The following is an 18,571-nucleotide window of genomic DNA, read 5'->3' as shown; positions in this document are numbered from 1 at the left end:
CAAAAAAACTTGCTTTTTGAACAGGCTCTTTTTTTTTAATTAATTATTTTACATCAAATCTATCAGCATTCATCACTTTTGCCCAAGCTTTTACAAATGCGTGTACAAATTTTTCTTTATTGTCATCTTGTGCAAAAACTTCTGCATAAGAGCGTAAAATAGAATTAGAACCAAATACTAAATCTACACTTGTTGCAGACCATTTAAAAGCATCTGTTTTACGGTCTCTAATTTCATACAAACCTTCACCAACAGAGTTCCAAGTATTTCCCATGTCTGTTAAGTTTACAAAGAAATCATTGGTTAAAGCACCTTCATTATCTGTAAAAACTCCATGTTTCGTGCCTCCGTAGTTAGTGCCTAAAACTCTCATTCCTCCAATTAAAATGGTCATTTCTGGTGCTGTTAAACCTAAAAGTTGTGTTTTATCTAACATCATTTCTTCCGGACTAACGATGTATTCTTGCTTTAACCAGTTTCTATATCCGTCTGCAACTGGTTCTAAAGGTTCAAAAGAAGCTGCATCAGTCATTTCATCTGTAGCATCTCCACGTCCAGCAGTAAAAGGAACAGTTGTATTAAAACCAGCATTTTTAATTGCTTTTTCTACACCAACATTACCCGCTAAAACAATGGTGTCGGCAATACTAATTCCAAATTCTGTTGCAATTGGAGTTAAAACATTTAAAACCTTCGCTAATCTTTCTGGTTCATTACCAGCCCAATCTTTTTGCGGAGCTAAACGAATACGAGCACCATTTGCTCCTCCACGCATATCAGAACCTCTATAAGTTCTTGCACTATCCCAAGCGGTAGATACTAATTCTGTAATTGTTAAATCGGTATTAGAAATTTTTTCTTTAACAAGGTTTACGTCATATTCTTTCTTTCCTATAGGAATTGGATCTTGCCAAATTAAATCTTCAGAAGGTACATCCGGACCGTAATATCTAACTTTTGGTCCCATATCTCTGTGTGTTAATTTAAACCAAGCACGTGCAAAAGTTTCAGAAAAATATTGGTGGTCTTTGCTGAATTTCTCACAGATTTCACGATAGATAGGATCTACTTTCATGGCCATATCTGCATCCGTCATCATAGGATTCAAACGAATAGAAGGATCTTCTACATCTACAGGCTTGTCTTCTTCTTTAATGTTGATTGGTGCCCATTGTGTAGCTCCTGCAGGACTTTTTGTTAATTCCCATTCATATCCAAATAAAAGATCGAAAAATCCATTATCCCATTTTGTAGGTTCTGTTGTCCATGCACCTTCTATACCACTTGTTACGGTGTCTCTACCAACCCCTGTTCCGGTAGGATTAGACCAACCAAAACCTTGGTTTTCAATAGGAGCAGCCTCTGGTTCTGGGCCTAAAATACTAGCGTCACCATTTCCGTGTGCTTTTCCAACAGTATGCCCCCCTGCAGTTAATGCCGCAGTTTCTTCATCGTCCATTGCCATACGAGCAAAAGTTTCTCTAATATGTAAAGCAGTTTTTGCAGGATCAGATTTACCGTTAACTCCTTCTGGATTTACGTAAATTAATCCCATTTGTACGGCTGCTAATGGGTTTTCCATTGTGCTAGCGTCCTCTACATCATTATAACGCTCATCACTTGGAGCTAACCATTCTTTTTCATTACCCCAATAGGTATCTTTTTCTGGTTGCCAAATATCTGTTCTACCAAAAGCAAAACCATAGGTTTTTAGTCCCATAGATTCATAAGCAATCGTACCCGCTAAAATGATTAAATCTGCCCAACTTAATTTGTCTCCATATTTTTTCTTAATTGGCCAAAGTAAACGTCTTGCCTTGTCTAAACTAGCATTGTCTGGCCAAGAATTTAAAGGAGCAAAACGTTGGTTTCCGGTTCCACCACCACCACGTCCATCACTAACTCTATAAGATCCTGCAGAGTGCCATGACAAACGAATCATCAATCCTCCATAGTGTCCCCAATCTGCTGGCCACCAATCTTGACTATCTGTCATTAGTTTGGTAACATCTTCTTTTAAAGCCTCAACATTTAAGCTTTTAAGAGCTTCATGATAATTAAATTCTTCACCAAGTGGATTTACTTTTGTATCATGCTGGTGTAAAATATCTAAATTTAAAGAATTTGGCCACCAATCATTATTAGTTTCATTTGTTGTGTTTCCTCCGTGAAATGGACATTGTGAAATGTCTCCAGAACCATGTTTTAAGTTTTCCATTATATATATGTTTTAAATTTTATGTTTTAATTTTTGACAAAACTACAATATGTTTTTAAATAATTTTTATCTATTGTTTTTATTTTAGGATAGTTAAAAACTATTCAATGTAGTTAGTTCTTAAAAATACGAATTTTATAAACATAATTTTATTAATAGTGAAAATTTATTTAGCTGTTGTTTATATATAGTTAAAAGCTATAGTAATATTGAAACTAACCATTAAAATACTATCTTTTTTTTTGCTTTATTTTTATCTTTGCATCAGTAATAAATAGAACATTAATAATTATAAAACTTATATAGAATGGCAACAGCAGTTGGAAAAAAATTCCCAGATTTAAACGTAGACGCAATGAATGAAATGGGCGATACATTTAAAGTGAATGTATTAGAAGAAGCGGTTAATAATAACAAGAAAGTAGTGTTATTCTGGTACCCAAAAGACTTTACATTTGTATGTCCTACAGAATTACATGCTTTTCAAGCAGCTTTAGGTGAATTTGAAAAAAGAAACACTATTGTTATTGGTGCTTCTTGTGATACTCCAGAAGTTCATTTTGCATGGTTAAGTCAAGCAAAAGACAACGGAGGAATCGAAGGTGTTACATACCCACTTTTAGCAGATAGTAATAGAAATTTATCATCAATTTTAGGTATTTTAGATATTACTAACGAAACTTTTGATGAAGCTACACAAACTATTCAAGTAGAAGGAGATAATGTAACGTATAGAGCTACTTATATTATAGATGAAGAGGGGGTTGTACAGCACGAAAGTATTAACAACATGCCTTTAGGTAGAAATGTTGGTGAATATTTACGTTTAATAGATGCTTTAACGCATGTGCAAGAAAAAGGTGAAGTTTGTCCTGCAAACTGGGAAGAAGGTAAAGATGCGATGTCTCCAGATGCAAAAGGAACTGCAGCTTATTTAGCTTCTCACTAAATACTAATTATAAATTAAGAATTGCGGATTTTTTAATCCGTAGTTCTTAATTTTAAATTCATAATAAAATGGTACAAGAATTAACAGAAGATAATTTACAAGAAATTGTAAACGGAAACGATAAAGTAGTTGTACAATATTCTGCTACATGGTGTGGAAATTGTAGAATTATGAAACCAAAGTTTAAAAAGTTAGCTTCAGAAAATGAAAACGTAACTTTTGTGATTGCAGATGCAGAAAAATTTCCTGAAAGTAGAAAATTGGCAGATGTAAGTAACTTACCAACTTTTGCAACTTTTGAAGGAGGTAGTTTAAAAAATCAAACGCAAACAAACAAGTTTGATGTGTTGAAAGATTTAGTAAACGAAGTAATTTAATTAGATTATGAAATTACCTGTAATTAAACATCTTACTAATTTTATCGAAGAAAACGATCAAGATTATGTGCTAGAAACTATTGAAACTCTAGAAGCTTTAACAGAAATTCCTTCATTAAAAGATGAAGAATTAGATGTTATTGGTGAGTTAATTTCTAATATGTATGGTGCTCTTGAAGTTGATAAAATGGTAAAAGAAGGCACACCCAAAAAGGAAGCGTTAAATACTTTTATGAAACGCGTTTTAGGTTCTATAGACCAATAATAAATAGCATTGTTTAATGTATAATCCTAAGTATTTAACTTGGGATTTTTTTTGTGATAAAATTCCCCATTTCCTCTCCCCAAACTTTATATGTCAATTCTGACGGATGGACGCCATCGCTAAAGTAAATTTTAGAATTGTTATTAGATAAAGAGTGCTGTTTACTCCATTTTTTTAGGGTGATGACTTCGTTATAGTAAAAAACGTTTTTTCTATCTTGTGTTACATCCTGAAGTCTTTCTCCTAAAATTTCTACCAAATTACCAATTACAAATTTTATTGGTTTTGTAAAAGCAGGAAATTCTTTAATAGGAGGCATATTTGTAAAGAATAGAGGAGTACCAGGAAATCTATCTTGTAATAAGTTGATGAGGTTTTCTATTGCATCAGCCCATTTTTTTGGAGAATTTAAAGTAAAAGCATCATTACCTCCCATTCCTATAACAATAATATCTGTTGATGTTTCTTCAATTTTAGGAATAATTTTTTTACAGACTTGCGCTACAGTATAACCACTTCTAGCATATACGCGCCAATTTATGTTACTTTTTAGATTGATAGAAAGTGTATTTGATAAAGAGCCTGTAAATCCGTTTTTATGATAGTCTACACCAACGCCTGCAATAGTGCTTTCTCCAATAGAAAGTATATTTAGCGTTTTATTAAAACCACCATTTATAAAACCTTTTGGTTCTTTGGCTTCTGGAAGTTTTGGTACTTTTTTTCGAATGTTTTTTCCTTGGAAATATAGGAAGGGTAGTAGTGGCACAGAAACTATTGCTCCTAAAAAGTATTTTACTTTATTCATCATCCTTTTTGGCATCATTCACTTTTTTAATGATAGCTTTTAAACGTTCTCTATTTAGTTGTTTTTCTAACTTCACCTTATTAATTTTTTGATTCATTAATTTAGTGTGTTTTGCTTTATTAACGGAATTTTTAGCTTTTCCTTTCCCTTTTTTTGGCATGTTGTTAAATTATTAGGTGTATTATTTTCTGCGGAATAACCACCAATTCATATCTCTGCTTAATTTAAAACCTAATTTCTCATATAGTGGAATTGCAGCATTTCCTTTATTGGTATGCAATATAGGAAGTTTTTTTTCTTTTAAAATTTCTTTAGTTGTATGATGAATTAATTGTTTTGCAAATCCTTTTCTTGTATAATCAGGGTGTGTAACTACAGAACTAATTTCAATAAAATCATCAGTTTGCATTCGCTGTCCAGTAATAGCAACTAGTTTATCATCTTTAAAAATACCAAAGAATTTCCCCATTTCAAAACCTTTCTTTTGATAAAAACCAGGCATTACTAACCAAATTAAATCATATACTTCATCTATGTGTTCTTGTGTTAGTAAAATAATATCTTCGGTAATTTCTACAGCTACCAAGTTCTCTAATACCATCTGGCATCCGTTTATTTTTTTCTCAAGAACTACATACTTGTCATCTATTGTAGGAGTGCCTTTTTCTGAAACTAAAAAGAATTTTTCTGTAATTTTAGAATGGGCTGTTAATGCATCTGCTGTTTTTCCGGAGTCAAAAAAAGAGCCAAAAGAACAGGTGTTTGGCTGATAAAATTGTACGCCATCATATTTTATTAAAGAAGTATTGTGGGTTTCATTTAATGAATACCAGACAGGATTTTTTAGTTTTTGTTCTAAGTCTTTCATCAGAAATAAATATATAAAAATAGCTCACAAATTGCGAGCTTTTTTCTTGATTTTTATTTTATTAAAGTATTATAATTCTTTTTTAAATAGTTTAGAACTCTCAGAAAATTGAGTTAAAATAATTTTAGCTTCTCCATATACTTCTGTTTTACTTTTATCTGATGCTTCTATAGTAATACTTTCTGATGCATTTACAGTAATTGCAGCCGAATCTTTTATAATACTTGTACAAGTAGTAACATTTAATTTTTCTCCATTTAACGCTGAATTTTCTAATGTAATAGCATTAAATATATTAGCAGTTCCTTCAATATTTAAACCAGAATTACCAATCATTCTTGTGTGTAAGTTTTCTGCTTTAAGAACCATGTCTACTTTGCAAGATTCACTTAAATCTAGATCTACATCTTTACTTTCTACATCTAACTTACTTTTAGACCTAAATTGTATTCGAGATTTATTATTATTAAAGAGCTTAAAAATATCAGATTTTATCTTTAAATCAGCTATCCCATAATCGTTTATTTTAAGTAACATAGATGTTGTTTTTATGGTACCTAAAGATTCTATTTCTGCATCATCATTTAAAGTTATTTCCTTTAATGCATTTTTATAATTTACTGAAATATTTAACTTTTTTGCTTTTAATTTTTTGTCAGTAACTATTGTTAAAACAGAATCCGTAACGTTAAAAATGATATGCTCGTGTAGGTTTTTATCGGTTTCTATCTCTATTGATGAAGAGATATTTGAGACTACCAGCTCCACTTTAAAATCATTATTTATAACCACACTATGAAAAGGCGCTAGATCTGTTTTTATCTTTGATATTAATCTATTTCCCTTTATTTTTTCCTGACTAAAGGTGTTGTTAAATAAAGCGAATACGAATACTAATAATAATGTAGTTTTTTTTGTCATAATTGTTATTGTTATAAAAACTAAAAACCATTTCAAAAATATTGAAATGGTTTTTATTATAAAATTTAAGGTAAACCTTAAGCTAACATTGTAACCGGGTTTTCAATAAATGTTTTTAATGTTTGTAAAAATTGAGCTCCAACAGCACCATCTACAGTTCTGTGATCTGATGTTAAAGTCAAATTCATTGTATTACCTACAACTATTTGTCCGTCTTTTACAACTGGTTTTTGTACAATTGCACCAACAGATAAAATTGCTGAGTTAGGTTGGTTAATGATAGAGTTAAAACTACCAATACCAAACATACCTAAGTTAGAAACTGTAAAAGTACTTCCTTGCATTTCTGCTGGAGTTAATTTTTTATTTCTAGCTTTCCCTGCTAAATCTCTTACACCAGCACCAATTTGAGTTAAACTCAATCCGTCTGTATGTTTAATTACAGGTACTAATAAACCATCATCTACAGCTACAGCAACACCTACATGAATATGGCTGTGGTAAATTGTATTTGCCTCAGACCAAGAAGTGTTTACTTGTGGGTGTTTTTTTAATGCCATTGCACATGCCTTAACTACCATATCGTTAAAAGATACTTTAGTGTCTGGAATTGCATTTATTATTTTTCTAGATGCCATTGCATTGTCCATATCAACTTCAATATTTAAACTGAAATCAGGAGCAGAGAATTTAGAGTTACCTAAAGACTTAGCAATTGCTTTACGCATTTGAGAATTTTTAACTTCTTCTGAGTTTTCTACACCAGCAGCAGCAACACTTACAGCGGCAGGAGCAGCTTCAACTTTAGCCGCAGGAGTATAGTTTTCTACATCTTTTTTAATGATTCTTCCGTTTTCACCAGAACCACTAACATTTGCTAAATTAATTCCTTTATCAGAAGCAATTTTCTTAGCTAAAGGAGATGCAAAAATACGTCCGTTAGAAGTATTTGAAGTAGAAACAGTTTTAGTTTCTTCTACTTTAGCAGCTGGTTTTGTAGCAGCAGCTTCAGTTTTTTCAGGAGCTGGTTTTTCTTCAGCAGGAGCAGAAGTAGCACCACCATTAGCAACAATTGCAGAAACATCTGTTCCAGCAGGGCCAATAATAGTTAATAAACTATCTACAGGAGCAGTTTCTCCTTCTTGCACACCAATGTATAGAATAGTTCCTTCATAGAAACATTCAAATTCCATTGTTGCTTTATCTGTTTCAATTTCGGCAAGCATATCACCTTCAGAAACTTCATCACCAACTGTTTTTAACCATGTTGCCACAGTACCATCAGTCATTGTATCACTTAAACGAGGCATTGTAATTACTTGCACTCCTTCAGGAATTGCAGCAGATTCAGTAGCACTTGTTTCTGTAGTAGTTTCTTCTTTTACTTCTTCAGTAGCAGCTTCTTCCTTTGCAGGTTCTGCTTCACCACCGTTTATAATTGCAGAAATGTCTTCACCTTCTTCACCAATAACAGCTAATAAAACATCAACAGGAGAAGTTTCTCCTTCTTGAATACCAATATATAAAAGAGTTCCTTCGTAGAAAGACTCAAATTCCATTGTTGCTTTGTCGGTTTCGATTTCGGCTAAAATATCACCTTCCTCAATTTTATCTCCAACATTTTTTAACCATTTTGCCACAACACCTTCTTCCATGGTGTCACTTAGTCTGGGCATATTTATTATTGTAGCCATATCTTAACTTATAAAAGGATAATCTTCTTGTTCATAAACCATATCGTACATCTGTTGAGGTTCTGGATAAGGAGAATCTTCTGCGAATTGCTCACATTCTTTAACCTTCACTTTTACCTCTTTATCAACAACAGCTAATTCCTCTGCAGTAGCATACCCTTTTTCTAAAATAACATCTTTTACTTGTGTAATAGGATCTATTTTTTTGTATTCTTCTACTTCGTCTTTAGTTCTATAGTGTTGTGCATCAGACATAGAGTGACCTCTATATCTATATGTTTTCATTTCTAAGAAAGTTGGTCCATCACCACGTCTAGCTCTATCTAAAGCTTCGTCTATAGCTTCTGCAACTTTAATAGGGTTCATTGCATCTACTGGTCCACAAGGCATTTCGTATCCTAAACCAAGTTTCCAAATATCTGTATGGTTTGCAGTTCTTTCTACAGAAGTACCCATTGCATACCCATTGTTTTCACAAATAAAAATTACAGGTAATTTCCATAACATAGCTAAATTAAAAGCTTCATGTAATGAACCTTGTCTTGCAGCACCATCTCCAAAACAGGTTAATGTAACACCACCAGTATTATTATATTTATCACCAAAAGCAAGACCTGCACCTAAAGGAATCTGACCTCCAACGATACCATGACCACCATAAAAACGGAATTCTTTTGAAAAAATATGCATAGAACCACCCATTCCTTTAGACGTTCCGGTTACCTTTCCATATAATTCTGCCATTACACGTTTAGGATCTTCTCCCATACCAATCGGTTGTACGTGATTTCTATAAGCCGTAATCATTTTGTCTTTAGATAAGTCCATTGCATGTAATGCACCCGCTAAAATTGCCTCTTGCCCATTATATAAGTGCAAGAAACCTCTAACTTTTTGTTGAATGTAAACAGAAGCAAGTTTGTCTTCGAACTTACGCCAAAAAAGCATGTCTTTGTACCAATCTAAATAGGTTTGTTTGGTGATTTCTTTCATTTTTAGTGATATTGTTTGTTTTAAGACTATTAAAATTTACTCTTTTAATAACCAGTCACAAAAATAACTGTTTTTGATAGAATAAAAAAACTAGATTAGTTTAAAATAAAACAAAATATTTTAAGAGTATTATTTGTCTTTAGCTATTACTATCGTGGCTTTAGCGCCAGTTGCCAAGTTCCATTCATTAGAAGAGAGTAGTGTACCTTCATCATTATATACCTTAAATGCGGCTGTATTTGGTCCAGATGTACCTTGATTTAGCGCTTTAAAAGCAATTTTATTAATACCTATTTCTAAAGGGATATTAAACTTTTGATAGCTTCGTTTTAATGTAATGTTATGCACAACGGGTATGTCATTTACAAATATGGTAACCATATCTCCATCAGGATATTGGAAATCTCTACAAATGATATTTACACTTTTAGAATCTGTTCTAAAACTACCTAGATCTTGGTCTATTACCGGGTAAATATATTGTCCGTTTACTTTTTTAAATGCTTTTAAAAAACGCTCTTCTCTTTGCTTTTCTTGTGTTATAATGCCTTTATTATTAAGGTCATTTTCTTCCTTTTGTTTTTTTAATTTATCATTTTCTTTATCAAAAGCATTTTTAAAACCATCATTTCCATCTAATTCTAATGCTTTTGGTTTTGTTACTTCTTTAGAATTATTTAAAACAATGCCTTTAACTTTACCTTTTTCTTTGCTTCCTGAATTAGAATCTAACTGTGCAGATAGTTGTAAAACAGAGAATAATGAAATAGTGAAAAAAAGAAGTAAGTTGATGTTTGTTTTCATTTATAGGACTTTCAGGCAATTATGCAAATATAATGCCGATTTTGAGTGAGGCTGTTTCTATTTTGTTAAAACTTCTTATTCTATCGGGAAATTAAAGTAGGTATTAGGAAAAGGTTCATTTCTTAAAGTAAAATGCCACCATTCATTTTTATAAGGTCTAAAATTATTTTTTGTCATTAAGTTACGAAGTAACAATCTGTTTTTTTGTTGTTCCGGAGTGATGTTTTTTGGTAGATAATGAGATTTTATACCAAAAAAGTCAAAGGGGCTGCCCATATCTAATTCTTTACCTGTTTTAGTATCTACAATTGTTAAGTCTACTGTACTTCCCCTTGAGTGTCCAGATCTAGAGGCAATGTATCCTCTTTTAAATAATTCTGATTTTGGCACACTTGGGTAATAGGCTTTTTTCATTAATGTATCATCTAAAACCTTTGCCCAGCGTACAAAGTGGTTTACTGCTTGTTGCGGTCTGTATGAATCAAAAATTTTAAGACTGAATCCTTCTTTTTGAAGGCTCTTTTGTACTTTAGTTAAAGCATCAGCGGAAGCTTTGGTAACTATTATACAATTTTTATGATAGCTATCAATTGGTTTCCCTATAAAGTTATTATCACTTAGATAGCGCAATTCTTTTTGAATTGTTTTATCAACATCAGATAAATAGACAAAACCTTCGGGAAGAATTTGTCCGAAAGAGAAAAGAGAAATAAAGAATATAAAAAAGGGAAGTATTTTTTTCATGAGGTAAAAATAAACAAAAAGACAATAGTAAACTTTTAGAATGGTTTTATATCAGAAAATAAAATCATTGAAACCTATAGTGATTAAAAAAAAGGCTAATTTTGTGCCTAATAAATGAATTAAATGAAGCAAACTACAAATACAATTTTAATGATTCGTCCTGTTAGTTTTAGGATGAATGAGCAAACTGCTGTAAATAATTACTATCAACATAATATTGATAATGCATTGCCAGCTACCATTAATACAAAAGCGCAGGACGAATTTGATGCTTTTGTAGAGAAATTACGTGGTTTTGGTATTGATGTAATTGTTGTTTCTGATACAAAGGAAGCGGATACACCAGATGCTGTTTTTCCAAATAATTGGATATCTTTTCATGAAGATGGTACCGTTGCTATTTACCCAATGTTTGCAGAAAATAGGCGCTTAGAAAGACGTGAGGATGTTTTAGAACAGATAGAAAAAGAAGGCTTTTTAATAGAGAATATTGTAGATTATACTTCTGCTGAAGATGAAGGAGTTTTTTTAGAAGGAACGGGTAGTATATGTTTAGATAGAGGGAATAACAAGGCATATTGTGCGCTTTCGCCGAGAGCAGATGAAGAGTTATTTATAGAGTTCTGTGAAGATTTTGAATATACACCAGTTGTTTTTACAGCAAATCAAACAGTAGATGGTAAAAGAGCTGCAATTTATCATACGAATGTGATGATGTGTGTTGGAGAAACTTTGGCGATTATCTGTTTGGCTTCTATTGATGATAAATCTGAGCGTAAAAATGTTTTGAAACATTTAAAAGAAGATGGTAAAAAAGTAATTGATATTACAGAAAAACAGGTTACTAACTTTGCCGGAAATATGTTAGAAGTTAGAGGTAAAGATGATGAGCGTTTTTTAGTAATGAGTCAAGCTGCTTTTAATAGTTTAACTCAATCTCAAAAATCACAAATCAACAATCATTGTAAAATTATTTCTAGTCCTTTAGATACTATTGAGTTTTGTGGAGGAGGTAGTGCGCGCTGTATGATGGCAGAAGTTTTCTTGCCTAAAAAATAAAGTTAGCAAATAATTAAGTACAAAAATACTAGGCAAACGCAAGGTTGGTAAAGGAATTATAAAATCTTCTTTTCAAAACTTTGCGTTTGTTTCATTTTATAAAAAACAAACTCTTTAAATTTCTCCATGCATTTACTTCTTCTTGCTATTGCTCCTGCAACCATTATTATACTATATATTTATTTTAAAGATAAGTTTGAAAAAGAGCCTATTCCTTTTTTATTTAAAAACTTTCTTTTAGGTGCAACGGCAAGTGTGTTAATTACTGTAATTCTTGGTGGTTTTGCAGATAGATTTCTGCCTGTTACTAATGTCGCTAATATATTTCAACAATTTGTAAAGGCATTTATAGTAGTTGCCTTGGTAGAAGAGTTTTCTAAATATGTAATTGTAAAATATTATGCACAGAGAAATAAAGAATACAACGAGCCTTTTGATGGTATTGTCTATGCGGTAATGGTTTCTATGGGCTTTGCTACTTTAGAAAATGTATTGTATGTTTTTCAACACGGAGTGTCTACTGGAATATTAAGAGCATTTACTGCGGTTCCGGCACATGCTACATTTGCCATTTTAATGGGCTATTTTATGGGAAAAGCAAAGTTTTCTAAAAATAGAATAGTTTTAAACTTAACAGGTTTGTTTTTCGCAACGCTGTTTCATGGAGCATATGATTTTTTTCTGTTCATCAACTTTATTCCAGGAATTTCTATAGGTGCATTTATTTCTTTAGGAATTGGAATTCTACTTTCTAGGAAAGCGATAAAAAGACATCAAGATGGTTCTGTATTCAAATTTTTAATCAAAAAGAAACCCCAAAACTAAGTCTTGGGGCTTTTTAATATCTTATTCCTGTTAGAAATAATTATAATATAGAACTTATTTTATTTTTCCAAAACTTCATCAACTACAACTCCGTTTGTTCCGTTTGGCGACTCTATATTTAAAAGATTCGCAATAGTTGGCGCAATATCTGTAATGTTGTATCTTTTTGATGATGAACCTTGTTTTATTCCGTTTCCATAAAAAATAATTGGTACATGTGTGTCATAAGAATATCCAGAACCATGGCTTGTTCCTGTTCTTCCACCAGTTAAAGTAGCCGGATTAGGAATCATTAAAACATCACCAGATAATTTTTGATTATACCCGTTTTGCAGTGAATTTAATATTCCAGAAGAGAAATGTGTGGTTTGCAAAGTTCTTGCGGTTACTGCTTTATAAATACCATCAAAGTTAATTACTTCATCAGCTAATTTTTGAGCAACGTTATTTACTTCTAAACCTAAAGATTCTACTTTGTCTTTATCTAAGAATATTTGATAATTAGAAACGTTTTCAATTAAATCTACAGAATTGAAATATTTTTTAGTGGTTTCTAAAATAAACTCTTTAAATTTTGTCATCTTTAAATAGTGAGCAGGTATTTTTAAAGATTGTAAATAAGCTGGTACATGCACTGCTGCATGATCTGCAGTTAAAAATAAGGTGTAATTATCTTTTCCAACTTGTTGGTCTAAAAATTGAAATAAATTAGCCAAATCTTTGTCTAATCGTAAATAGGTGTCTTCTGTTTCTATGGCAGCAACTCCGTATTTATGACCAATATAATCTGTAGAAGAATAACTAACCGCTAAAAAATCTGTATGTTCACCTTTACCTAAGTTTTCACCTATAATAGCAGCTTTTGCAAAATCTGTTGTATAAGTATTTCCTGCCGGTACTGTTTTTATCAAATCGAAATTACCATTTTTAGAACGCAATGCTTTTAAGTCTTTCGGAAAAGTTGGTGCTTCCTGTCCTTTTAATTTACCTTCATAAATATTATCGTCAACTCTACTGTTTGTGTATGTTTCTATATCGTAAAGTGTTTCCCAAGGTGTGTTTAGGTATTTATCTGCGTTGTTATTTCCATTAAAATCTTTTACCCATTTAGGCAATTCATTCATATAATATGTACTTGTAATCCAAGTATTAAAATTACCACCATCATACCAATAAGCTGCATTTGCAGAATGGCCAGCAGGTAAAATTGCAGATCTATCTTTTATAGAAACACCAATAGTTTTACCAAACATATTTTGAGCCAAATGTAATTGATCTGTTATGGTTGATGTAAAAAGTCTTTTTGGAGATTTTTGTCCATATTTACCCTCGTTTCCAACAGTTTTGTAATTGTTGTCATCTACGCAGTAAATAGATTCTTTTTGATATTTGTCGTACCAATTGTTAGAGATAATTCCGTGTTCACTTGGTGTTGTTCCTGTATAAATAGAGGTGTGTCCAACGGCTGTATAGGTTGGTATGTAGTTGTAATGAGCGTTTTCTAAAGAAAAACCTTCTTGTAAAATTCTATTAAATCCATCTTTTCCATATCTATCGGAATACCTTGTTAAATAATCATATCTCATTTGGTCAATAACAATACCAACCACCAATTTTGGTTTTTTATTTTGTGATGTTAGTTTGTTGTTTCCTAAATAAATAAATAGGCAGATGAAGCTGAAAAGTAATTTGAATTTCATAAGTACATATATAAATTATGAGTCAAAAGTAATTATTTTTTGTTTTGATTTGGTCAATTTAACGCACTATTAATGATAATTTAATACTTTAGCATAAAATTAAAATGAATGGGTTACCTAGAACATGTTGGTAAATATTTTATGATGTTAGGGCGTGTTTTTAAAAAACCGCAGAAAGGAAAAGTTTTTTACGAAGCTTTGATAAAAGAGATTGATGAATTAGGCTTAAAATCTTTAGGGATTATTATGTTTATTTCCTTTTTTATTGGAGGTGTAATTGCGTTGCAAACGGCTTTAAATTTAGACAATCCTTTTATTCCAAAATCTTTAATAGGTTTTGCGGCTAAGCGTTCTATTATTTTAGAGTTTGCACCCACTTTTTGTTCCATTATTTTAGCAGGTAAAGTAGGTTCTTATATAACTTCTAGTATCGGTACTATGCGAGTTACAGAACAAATTGATGCTTTAGAGGTGATGGGTATAAATGCTTTAAGTCATTTAGTGTTGCCTAAAGTGATTGCAACAGTTTTCTTTTATCCTTTTTTAATCTCATTAGGGATGTTCTTAGGGATTTTAGGAGGATGGGTTACAGGTGTTTTGTCTGGACTTTTTTCTGGAGCAAATTATATAGAAGGTATTCAAACAGATTTTGATCCTTTTTTATTATCGTACGCAATCATTAAAACCTTAATTTTTGCATTTCTAATCTCTACAGTACCTTCTTATCATGGTTATTATGTAAAAGGAGGATCTATAGCGGTTGGTAAAGCAAGTACGCAAGCTGTAGTTTGGACGACTATTTTAATTGTAATAGCAAACTATTTTTTAACTCAAATGCTTTTAACCTAAAATATGATTGAAGTAGATAATTTACATAAAGGTTTTGGAGATGTAAAAGTATTAAAAGGTATAACAGCTACTTTTCTTCCTGGTGAAACCAGTTTAATAATTGGTCAAAGTGGTTCTGGAAAAACAGTATTTATAAAATCTTTAATAGGTTTGCACACGCCAGAAAAAGGTTCTATTTCTTTTGATGGTAGGATAAATACAAAATTTACTGAAAATGAAAAACAGCAATGGAGGCAAGAAATTGGTATGGTTTTTCAAGGAAGTGCCTTGTTCGATTCTCAAACGGTAGAAGATAATGTAATGTTTCCGTTAAAAATGTTTACAGATAAATCTCACGCAGAAATGCTAGATCGCGTAAACTTTGTTTTAAATAGAGTTAATTTAGAAAACTCTAATAAAAAATTACCAGCAGAGCTTTCTGGAGGAATGCAGAAACGAGTTGCCATTGCCAGAGCAATTGTTATGAATCCTAAATACCTTTTTTGTGATGAACCAAACTCTGGTTTAGATCCAAGAACTGCAATTGTAATTGATAATTTGATTCAAGAAATTACGGATGAATATAAAATTACAACCGTAATTAATACACATGACATGAATTCTGTGATGGAAATTGGAGAAAAAATAATTTTTTTAAAGGAAGGTCAAAAAGCTTGGGAAGGTACCAGTGAAGATATATTTAAAACTGACAATGAGGCAGTTGTAGACTTTGTGTATTCTTCTAATTTATTTAAAAAAGTAAGAGAAGCATATTTAAATGAAAAAAAATATAAATAGATTTGTTTTTTCTAATATAAAGTATATATTTGCAGCCGCTTAAAAGGAAATATATTGACCTGGTAGCTCAGTTGGTAGAGCATCTCCCTTTTAAGGAGAGGGTCCTGGGTTCGAGCCCCAGCCCGGTCACAAAAAATAAGAGCTTCATAAAAAAATGAAGTTCTTATTTAAGAAATTTTAAAAGAGAAAGTCATTTCTCTAATTAGTGAAAAAAATATCTTTTTAGTCATTAAGATAAAAATAAATGACCTGGTAGCTCAGTTGGTAGAGCATCTCCCTTTTAAGGAGAGGGTCCTGGGTTCGAGCCCCAGCCCGGTCACATTAGATTAAAAGCTTCACAGAAATGTGAAGCTTTTTTTATGCAAAAAAATATTATAATCAGTTTTATTGTCAATTTTAAATTTTTGTATCTTTCCCAGAATAATTGAAACTTAAATTTGATGGAAGAAAATAAGGGAGCTGAGGAAAAGGTAGATCAATCTAAGCAAGGAATGAAAGATGAAGCTAGAGGTTTACTCTTTAGTATCAGAAAATATTTAACCGAACTTTTAGACTTTAGACACGATACGGATCATGAAGCTACCATGGAAGCTATTAAAGCAGATATACCTTTTAAAGGTGCAACTGCTTGGATTCTTATTTTTGCTGTCTTTGTGGCTTCTATAGGGTTAAATGCTAATTCTACTGCAGTTGTTATTGGTGCCATGTTAATATCGCCCTTAATGGGACCTATTTTGGGAATAGGAAGTGCTTTTGCAATTAATGATATTGAGGTGTTTAAAAAATCATTAGTCAGTTTGGCAACAATGATTACTTTAAGTTTACTTGCGTCATTTGTTTTTTTCTATTTCTTTCCGTTAAGTGAAGATACATCCGAATTATTAGGGAGAACAAGACCAGATATTAGAGATGTATTAATTGCCTTTTTTGGAGGTTTGGCTTTAATGGTTGCAAGAACAAAAAAGGGAACAGTAGCTTCTGTTATTTTTGGAGTTGCTATTGCTACTGCATTAATGCCGCCCTTGTGTACTGCAGGATTTGGTTTAGCAAAAGGTTTTTCTGGAGATACTGTTGGTTTTACCTATGCTTTAGGAGCCATGTATTTGTTTACAATTAATACTATTTTTATTGCTTTGGCAACATTTATTGTATTAAAACTGTTAAGTTTTCCAATGCATAAATATGCGAATGCTGCACGAAGAAAACGATATGCTACTATTGCAACGGTAGTAGGTATTGCTGTTATGATTCCTGCTGTTTATACTTTTTTACACGCCTTAGAAGAAAGTAGGGTAAATGCACAGTTAAAAACGTTTGTTAAAAATGAGGTTATGACTATTGATAACTATCAATTAATTGATGAAGATTACGATTTTGATACTAAGGTTTTAAAACTTAACTTCTTTAATGAAGTAACTGCTGTAGAGAAAAATATGTTAGAAAGTAGTTTGATTAATGACCCTAGATATGATCGCTTAAAAGAAGTGAAAATTAATATTAAAGGGAGTGATACAAAGAGTTTCGAGTTAATTACTACAGCGTATACCGAGAAAAGAGAAGAGTTGAATGAAAGTAAAAAGCGAATACAAGAACTTGAAGATAAGATTACTGAGTTAGAAGGTATTATTTCTGGTTTAAATATAAGGATTGAAGATGATGCTCTTCAAAATGATAAAAAGGCAATTGCTTTTAGTAGAGTTTCTAAAGAAGCTAAAATTCTATATAGTGAAATAGAAGAAATAGGATTTTCAAAAGTTTTATTTTCTAAAGATTTTATCAATATAGATACCATTCCTACTGCAACAGTAAAGTGGAATTTAAAAGTGTCTGATACTATTATTCGTGTAAAAGAAAAGAAATTACGTAGTTGGTTGCAAAAAGAAATGGACTTAGATACGTTATTTATTAAAAGAGATAAGTAAGTTTTAAGGAGTTTTCTAAAAGTTTTGAATATTGTCATACTGAACTTGTTTCAGTATCTTAACGTATCTATATTTAATATTCATAAGAATCTGAAATAAATTCAGATTGACAAAAAAATCACTTGTTAGATAATCTCATTTGTTAAACGAACTACTCTATAATTGATGTTATTAAAGTAAATAAATTCTAAGCGTTTTTGTAGAATTCTATTTCTACATTTTGGTTGAATAAATATACTTTTTTATTACTCATATTCATGCATTCATATCGGGTTCTACGTTTGTTTCCTCTTTTGTAGATGGTGTTTTTAAATACAAATAAACTACCAAAAGGGATGTCAAAAATAAAATGTTTGCCCGTTTCTGCTACATTACCTCTTAAAGCTAATGATAAATCTGCATCAGTATCTGTACTTGCTTTTGGGTTTTTAAAATACCTTGCTAAAAAAGGCAACATTTCCATAGGATAAATTTCTGGACGTAAAAAAGGCAGCATTAAATGCTGAAAAACCATTTTCCATTCTTTACCATGAGGTTGTACGCGTCCGAATTTTTGATGCGTAACATGATGTGCAATTTCATGAACTAACGTAAGTAAAAACTGATATTTATTAAGGTTGTTATTTACGGTAATTTGAAATCTTCCGTCTGGTAATTGTCTAAAATCACCATGTTTTGTTTCTCTCTGGTTTACAATTTTTAGCGTAAAAGAATGCTCGTTTATAAGAAACTCTATAAACGGAATTGCTTTTGAAGGAACGAAATCTTTGTAACTTGAATTCAATTTTTAATTTTTTT

Annotated in this window: 19 protein-coding genes and 2 tRNA genes; 10 read left to right on the top strand and 11 right to left on the bottom strand. The window is 31.6% G+C overall.

From position 1 onward, the window contains the following. Positions 1-43 precede the first annotated feature (43 nt). A complete protein-coding gene (katG, locus tag GQS57_RS11100; protein WP_165732923.1) occupies positions 44-2,218 on the bottom strand; it encodes a catalase/peroxidase HPI in 2,175 nt (724 codons plus the stop codon). A 307-nt stretch (positions 2,219-2,525) separates the two neighbouring features. Between katG and GQS57_RS11095 the strand changes: the two genes are divergently transcribed. From GQS57_RS11095 to GQS57_RS11085, 3 genes are all read left to right on the top strand, one after another. Beyond that, entirely contained in the window at positions 2,526-3,167 is a 642-nt protein-coding gene (locus GQS57_RS11095; protein ID WP_165732922.1) for a peroxiredoxin, read from the top strand. Positions 3,168-3,235: 68 nt separating this feature from the next. Continuing rightward, positions 3,236-3,544, top strand: coding sequence for a co-chaperone YbbN (locus tag GQS57_RS11090; protein ID WP_165732921.1), 309 nt, complete (start codon positions 3,236-3,238; stop codon positions 3,542-3,544). Positions 3,545-3,551: 7 nt separating this feature from the next. Next, positions 3,552-3,809: a hypothetical protein gene (locus GQS57_RS11085; protein WP_165732920.1), complete on the top strand. Its 258-nt coding sequence runs from the start codon at positions 3,552-3,554 to the stop codon at positions 3,807-3,809. Between the two features lie 34 nt (positions 3,810-3,843). On the opposite strand, the gene GQS57_RS11080 is transcribed toward GQS57_RS11085, so the two are convergent. The 8 genes from GQS57_RS11080 to GQS57_RS11045 form a co-directional block, all read right to left on the bottom strand. After that, a complete protein-coding gene (locus tag GQS57_RS11080; RefSeq protein ID WP_240915465.1) occupies positions 3,844-4,620 on the bottom strand; it encodes an SGNH/GDSL hydrolase family protein in 777 nt (258 codons plus the stop codon). Then, complete coding sequence (locus tag GQS57_RS11075; protein ID WP_165732919.1) at positions 4,610-4,777, bottom strand: hypothetical protein; 168 nt, start codon at positions 4,775-4,777, stop codon at positions 4,610-4,612. Before GQS57_RS11075 ends, GQS57_RS11080 begins: the two co-directional genes overlap by 11 nt. Positions 4,778-4,798: 21 nt before the next feature. Then, entirely contained in the window at positions 4,799-5,485 is a 687-nt protein-coding gene (locus GQS57_RS11070; protein ID WP_165732918.1) for a GNAT family N-acetyltransferase, read from the bottom strand. Positions 5,486-5,554: 69 nt separating this feature from the next. Next, positions 5,555-6,406, bottom strand: coding sequence for a DUF2807 domain-containing protein (locus GQS57_RS11065; protein ID WP_165732917.1), 852 nt, complete (start codon positions 6,404-6,406; stop codon positions 5,555-5,557). A 77-nt stretch (positions 6,407-6,483) separates the two neighbouring features. After that, a complete protein-coding gene (locus GQS57_RS11060) occupies positions 6,484-8,100 on the bottom strand; it encodes a dihydrolipoamide acetyltransferase family protein (RefSeq protein ID WP_165732916.1) in 1,617 nt (538 codons plus the stop codon). Positions 8,101-8,103: 3 nt separating this feature from the next. Next, a complete protein-coding gene (gene pdhA, locus GQS57_RS11055; protein ID WP_165732915.1) occupies positions 8,104-9,093 on the bottom strand; it encodes a pyruvate dehydrogenase (acetyl-transferring) E1 component subunit alpha in 990 nt (329 codons plus the stop codon). Between the two features lie 129 nt (positions 9,094-9,222). Continuing rightward, the gene (locus GQS57_RS11050; protein WP_205860257.1) at positions 9,223-9,897 is read right to left on the bottom strand and encodes a hypothetical protein; all 675 of its coding nucleotides are present in this window, start codon (positions 9,895-9,897) and stop codon (positions 9,223-9,225) included. Positions 9,898-9,972: 75 nt separating this feature from the next. Then, the gene (locus GQS57_RS11045) at positions 9,973-10,641 is read right to left on the bottom strand and encodes a M15 family metallopeptidase (protein ID WP_165732914.1); all 669 of its coding nucleotides are present in this window, start codon (positions 10,639-10,641) and stop codon (positions 9,973-9,975) included. 123 nt (positions 10,642-10,764) lie between these two features. Here GQS57_RS11045 and ctlX point away from each other — a divergent pair, with 123 nt between their 5' ends. Beyond that, positions 10,765-11,700, top strand: coding sequence for a citrulline utilization hydrolase CtlX (gene ctlX, locus GQS57_RS11040; RefSeq protein WP_165732913.1), 936 nt, complete (start codon positions 10,765-10,767; stop codon positions 11,698-11,700). Between the two features lie 126 nt (positions 11,701-11,826). Continuing rightward, complete coding sequence (locus GQS57_RS11035) at positions 11,827-12,525, top strand: PrsW family intramembrane metalloprotease (RefSeq protein ID WP_165732912.1); 699 nt, start codon at positions 11,827-11,829, stop codon at positions 12,523-12,525. A 59-nt stretch (positions 12,526-12,584) separates the two neighbouring features. Here the strand turns inward: GQS57_RS11035 and pafA are convergent, their stop codons facing one another. Then, complete coding sequence (pafA, locus tag GQS57_RS11030) at positions 12,585-14,225, bottom strand: alkaline phosphatase PafA (protein WP_165732911.1); 1,641 nt, start codon at positions 14,223-14,225, stop codon at positions 12,585-12,587. A 108-nt stretch (positions 14,226-14,333) separates the two neighbouring features. Between pafA and GQS57_RS11025 the strand changes: the two genes are divergently transcribed. The 5 genes from GQS57_RS11025 to GQS57_RS11005 all read left to right on the top strand — a co-directional run bounded on the left by GQS57_RS11025 (position 14,334) and on the right by GQS57_RS11005 (position 17,773). Then, entirely contained in the window at positions 14,334-15,074 is a 741-nt protein-coding gene (locus GQS57_RS11025; protein ID WP_165732910.1) for an ABC transporter permease, read from the top strand. Between the two features lie 3 nt (positions 15,075-15,077). After that, complete coding sequence (locus GQS57_RS11020) at positions 15,078-15,851, top strand: ABC transporter ATP-binding protein (RefSeq protein ID WP_165732909.1); 774 nt, start codon at positions 15,078-15,080, stop codon at positions 15,849-15,851. A 56-nt stretch (positions 15,852-15,907) separates the two neighbouring features. Next, positions 15,908-15,980 (top strand) — tRNA-Lys (locus GQS57_RS11015). A gap of 117 nt (positions 15,981-16,097) precedes the next feature. Beyond that, positions 16,098-16,170, top strand: a tRNA-Lys gene (locus GQS57_RS11010). A gap of 121 nt (positions 16,171-16,291) precedes the next feature. Continuing rightward, the gene (locus GQS57_RS11005) at positions 16,292-17,773 is read left to right on the top strand and encodes a DUF389 domain-containing protein (RefSeq protein WP_165732908.1); all 1,482 of its coding nucleotides are present in this window, start codon (positions 16,292-16,294) and stop codon (positions 17,771-17,773) included. 187 nt (positions 17,774-17,960) lie between these two features. Here the strand turns inward: GQS57_RS11005 and GQS57_RS11000 are convergent, their stop codons facing one another. After that, positions 17,961-18,557, bottom strand: coding sequence for a SprT-like domain-containing protein (locus tag GQS57_RS11000; protein WP_165732907.1), 597 nt, complete (start codon positions 18,555-18,557; stop codon positions 17,961-17,963). Between the last annotated feature and the right edge of the window lie 14 nt (positions 18,558-18,571).

The organism is Polaribacter sp. 20A6, from assembly GCF_011378915.1.
Taxonomy (GTDB): domain Bacteria; phylum Bacteroidota; class Bacteroidia; order Flavobacteriales; family Flavobacteriaceae; genus Polaribacter; species Polaribacter sejongensis.
This window is presented reverse-complemented; position numbering and strand designations above follow the sequence as displayed.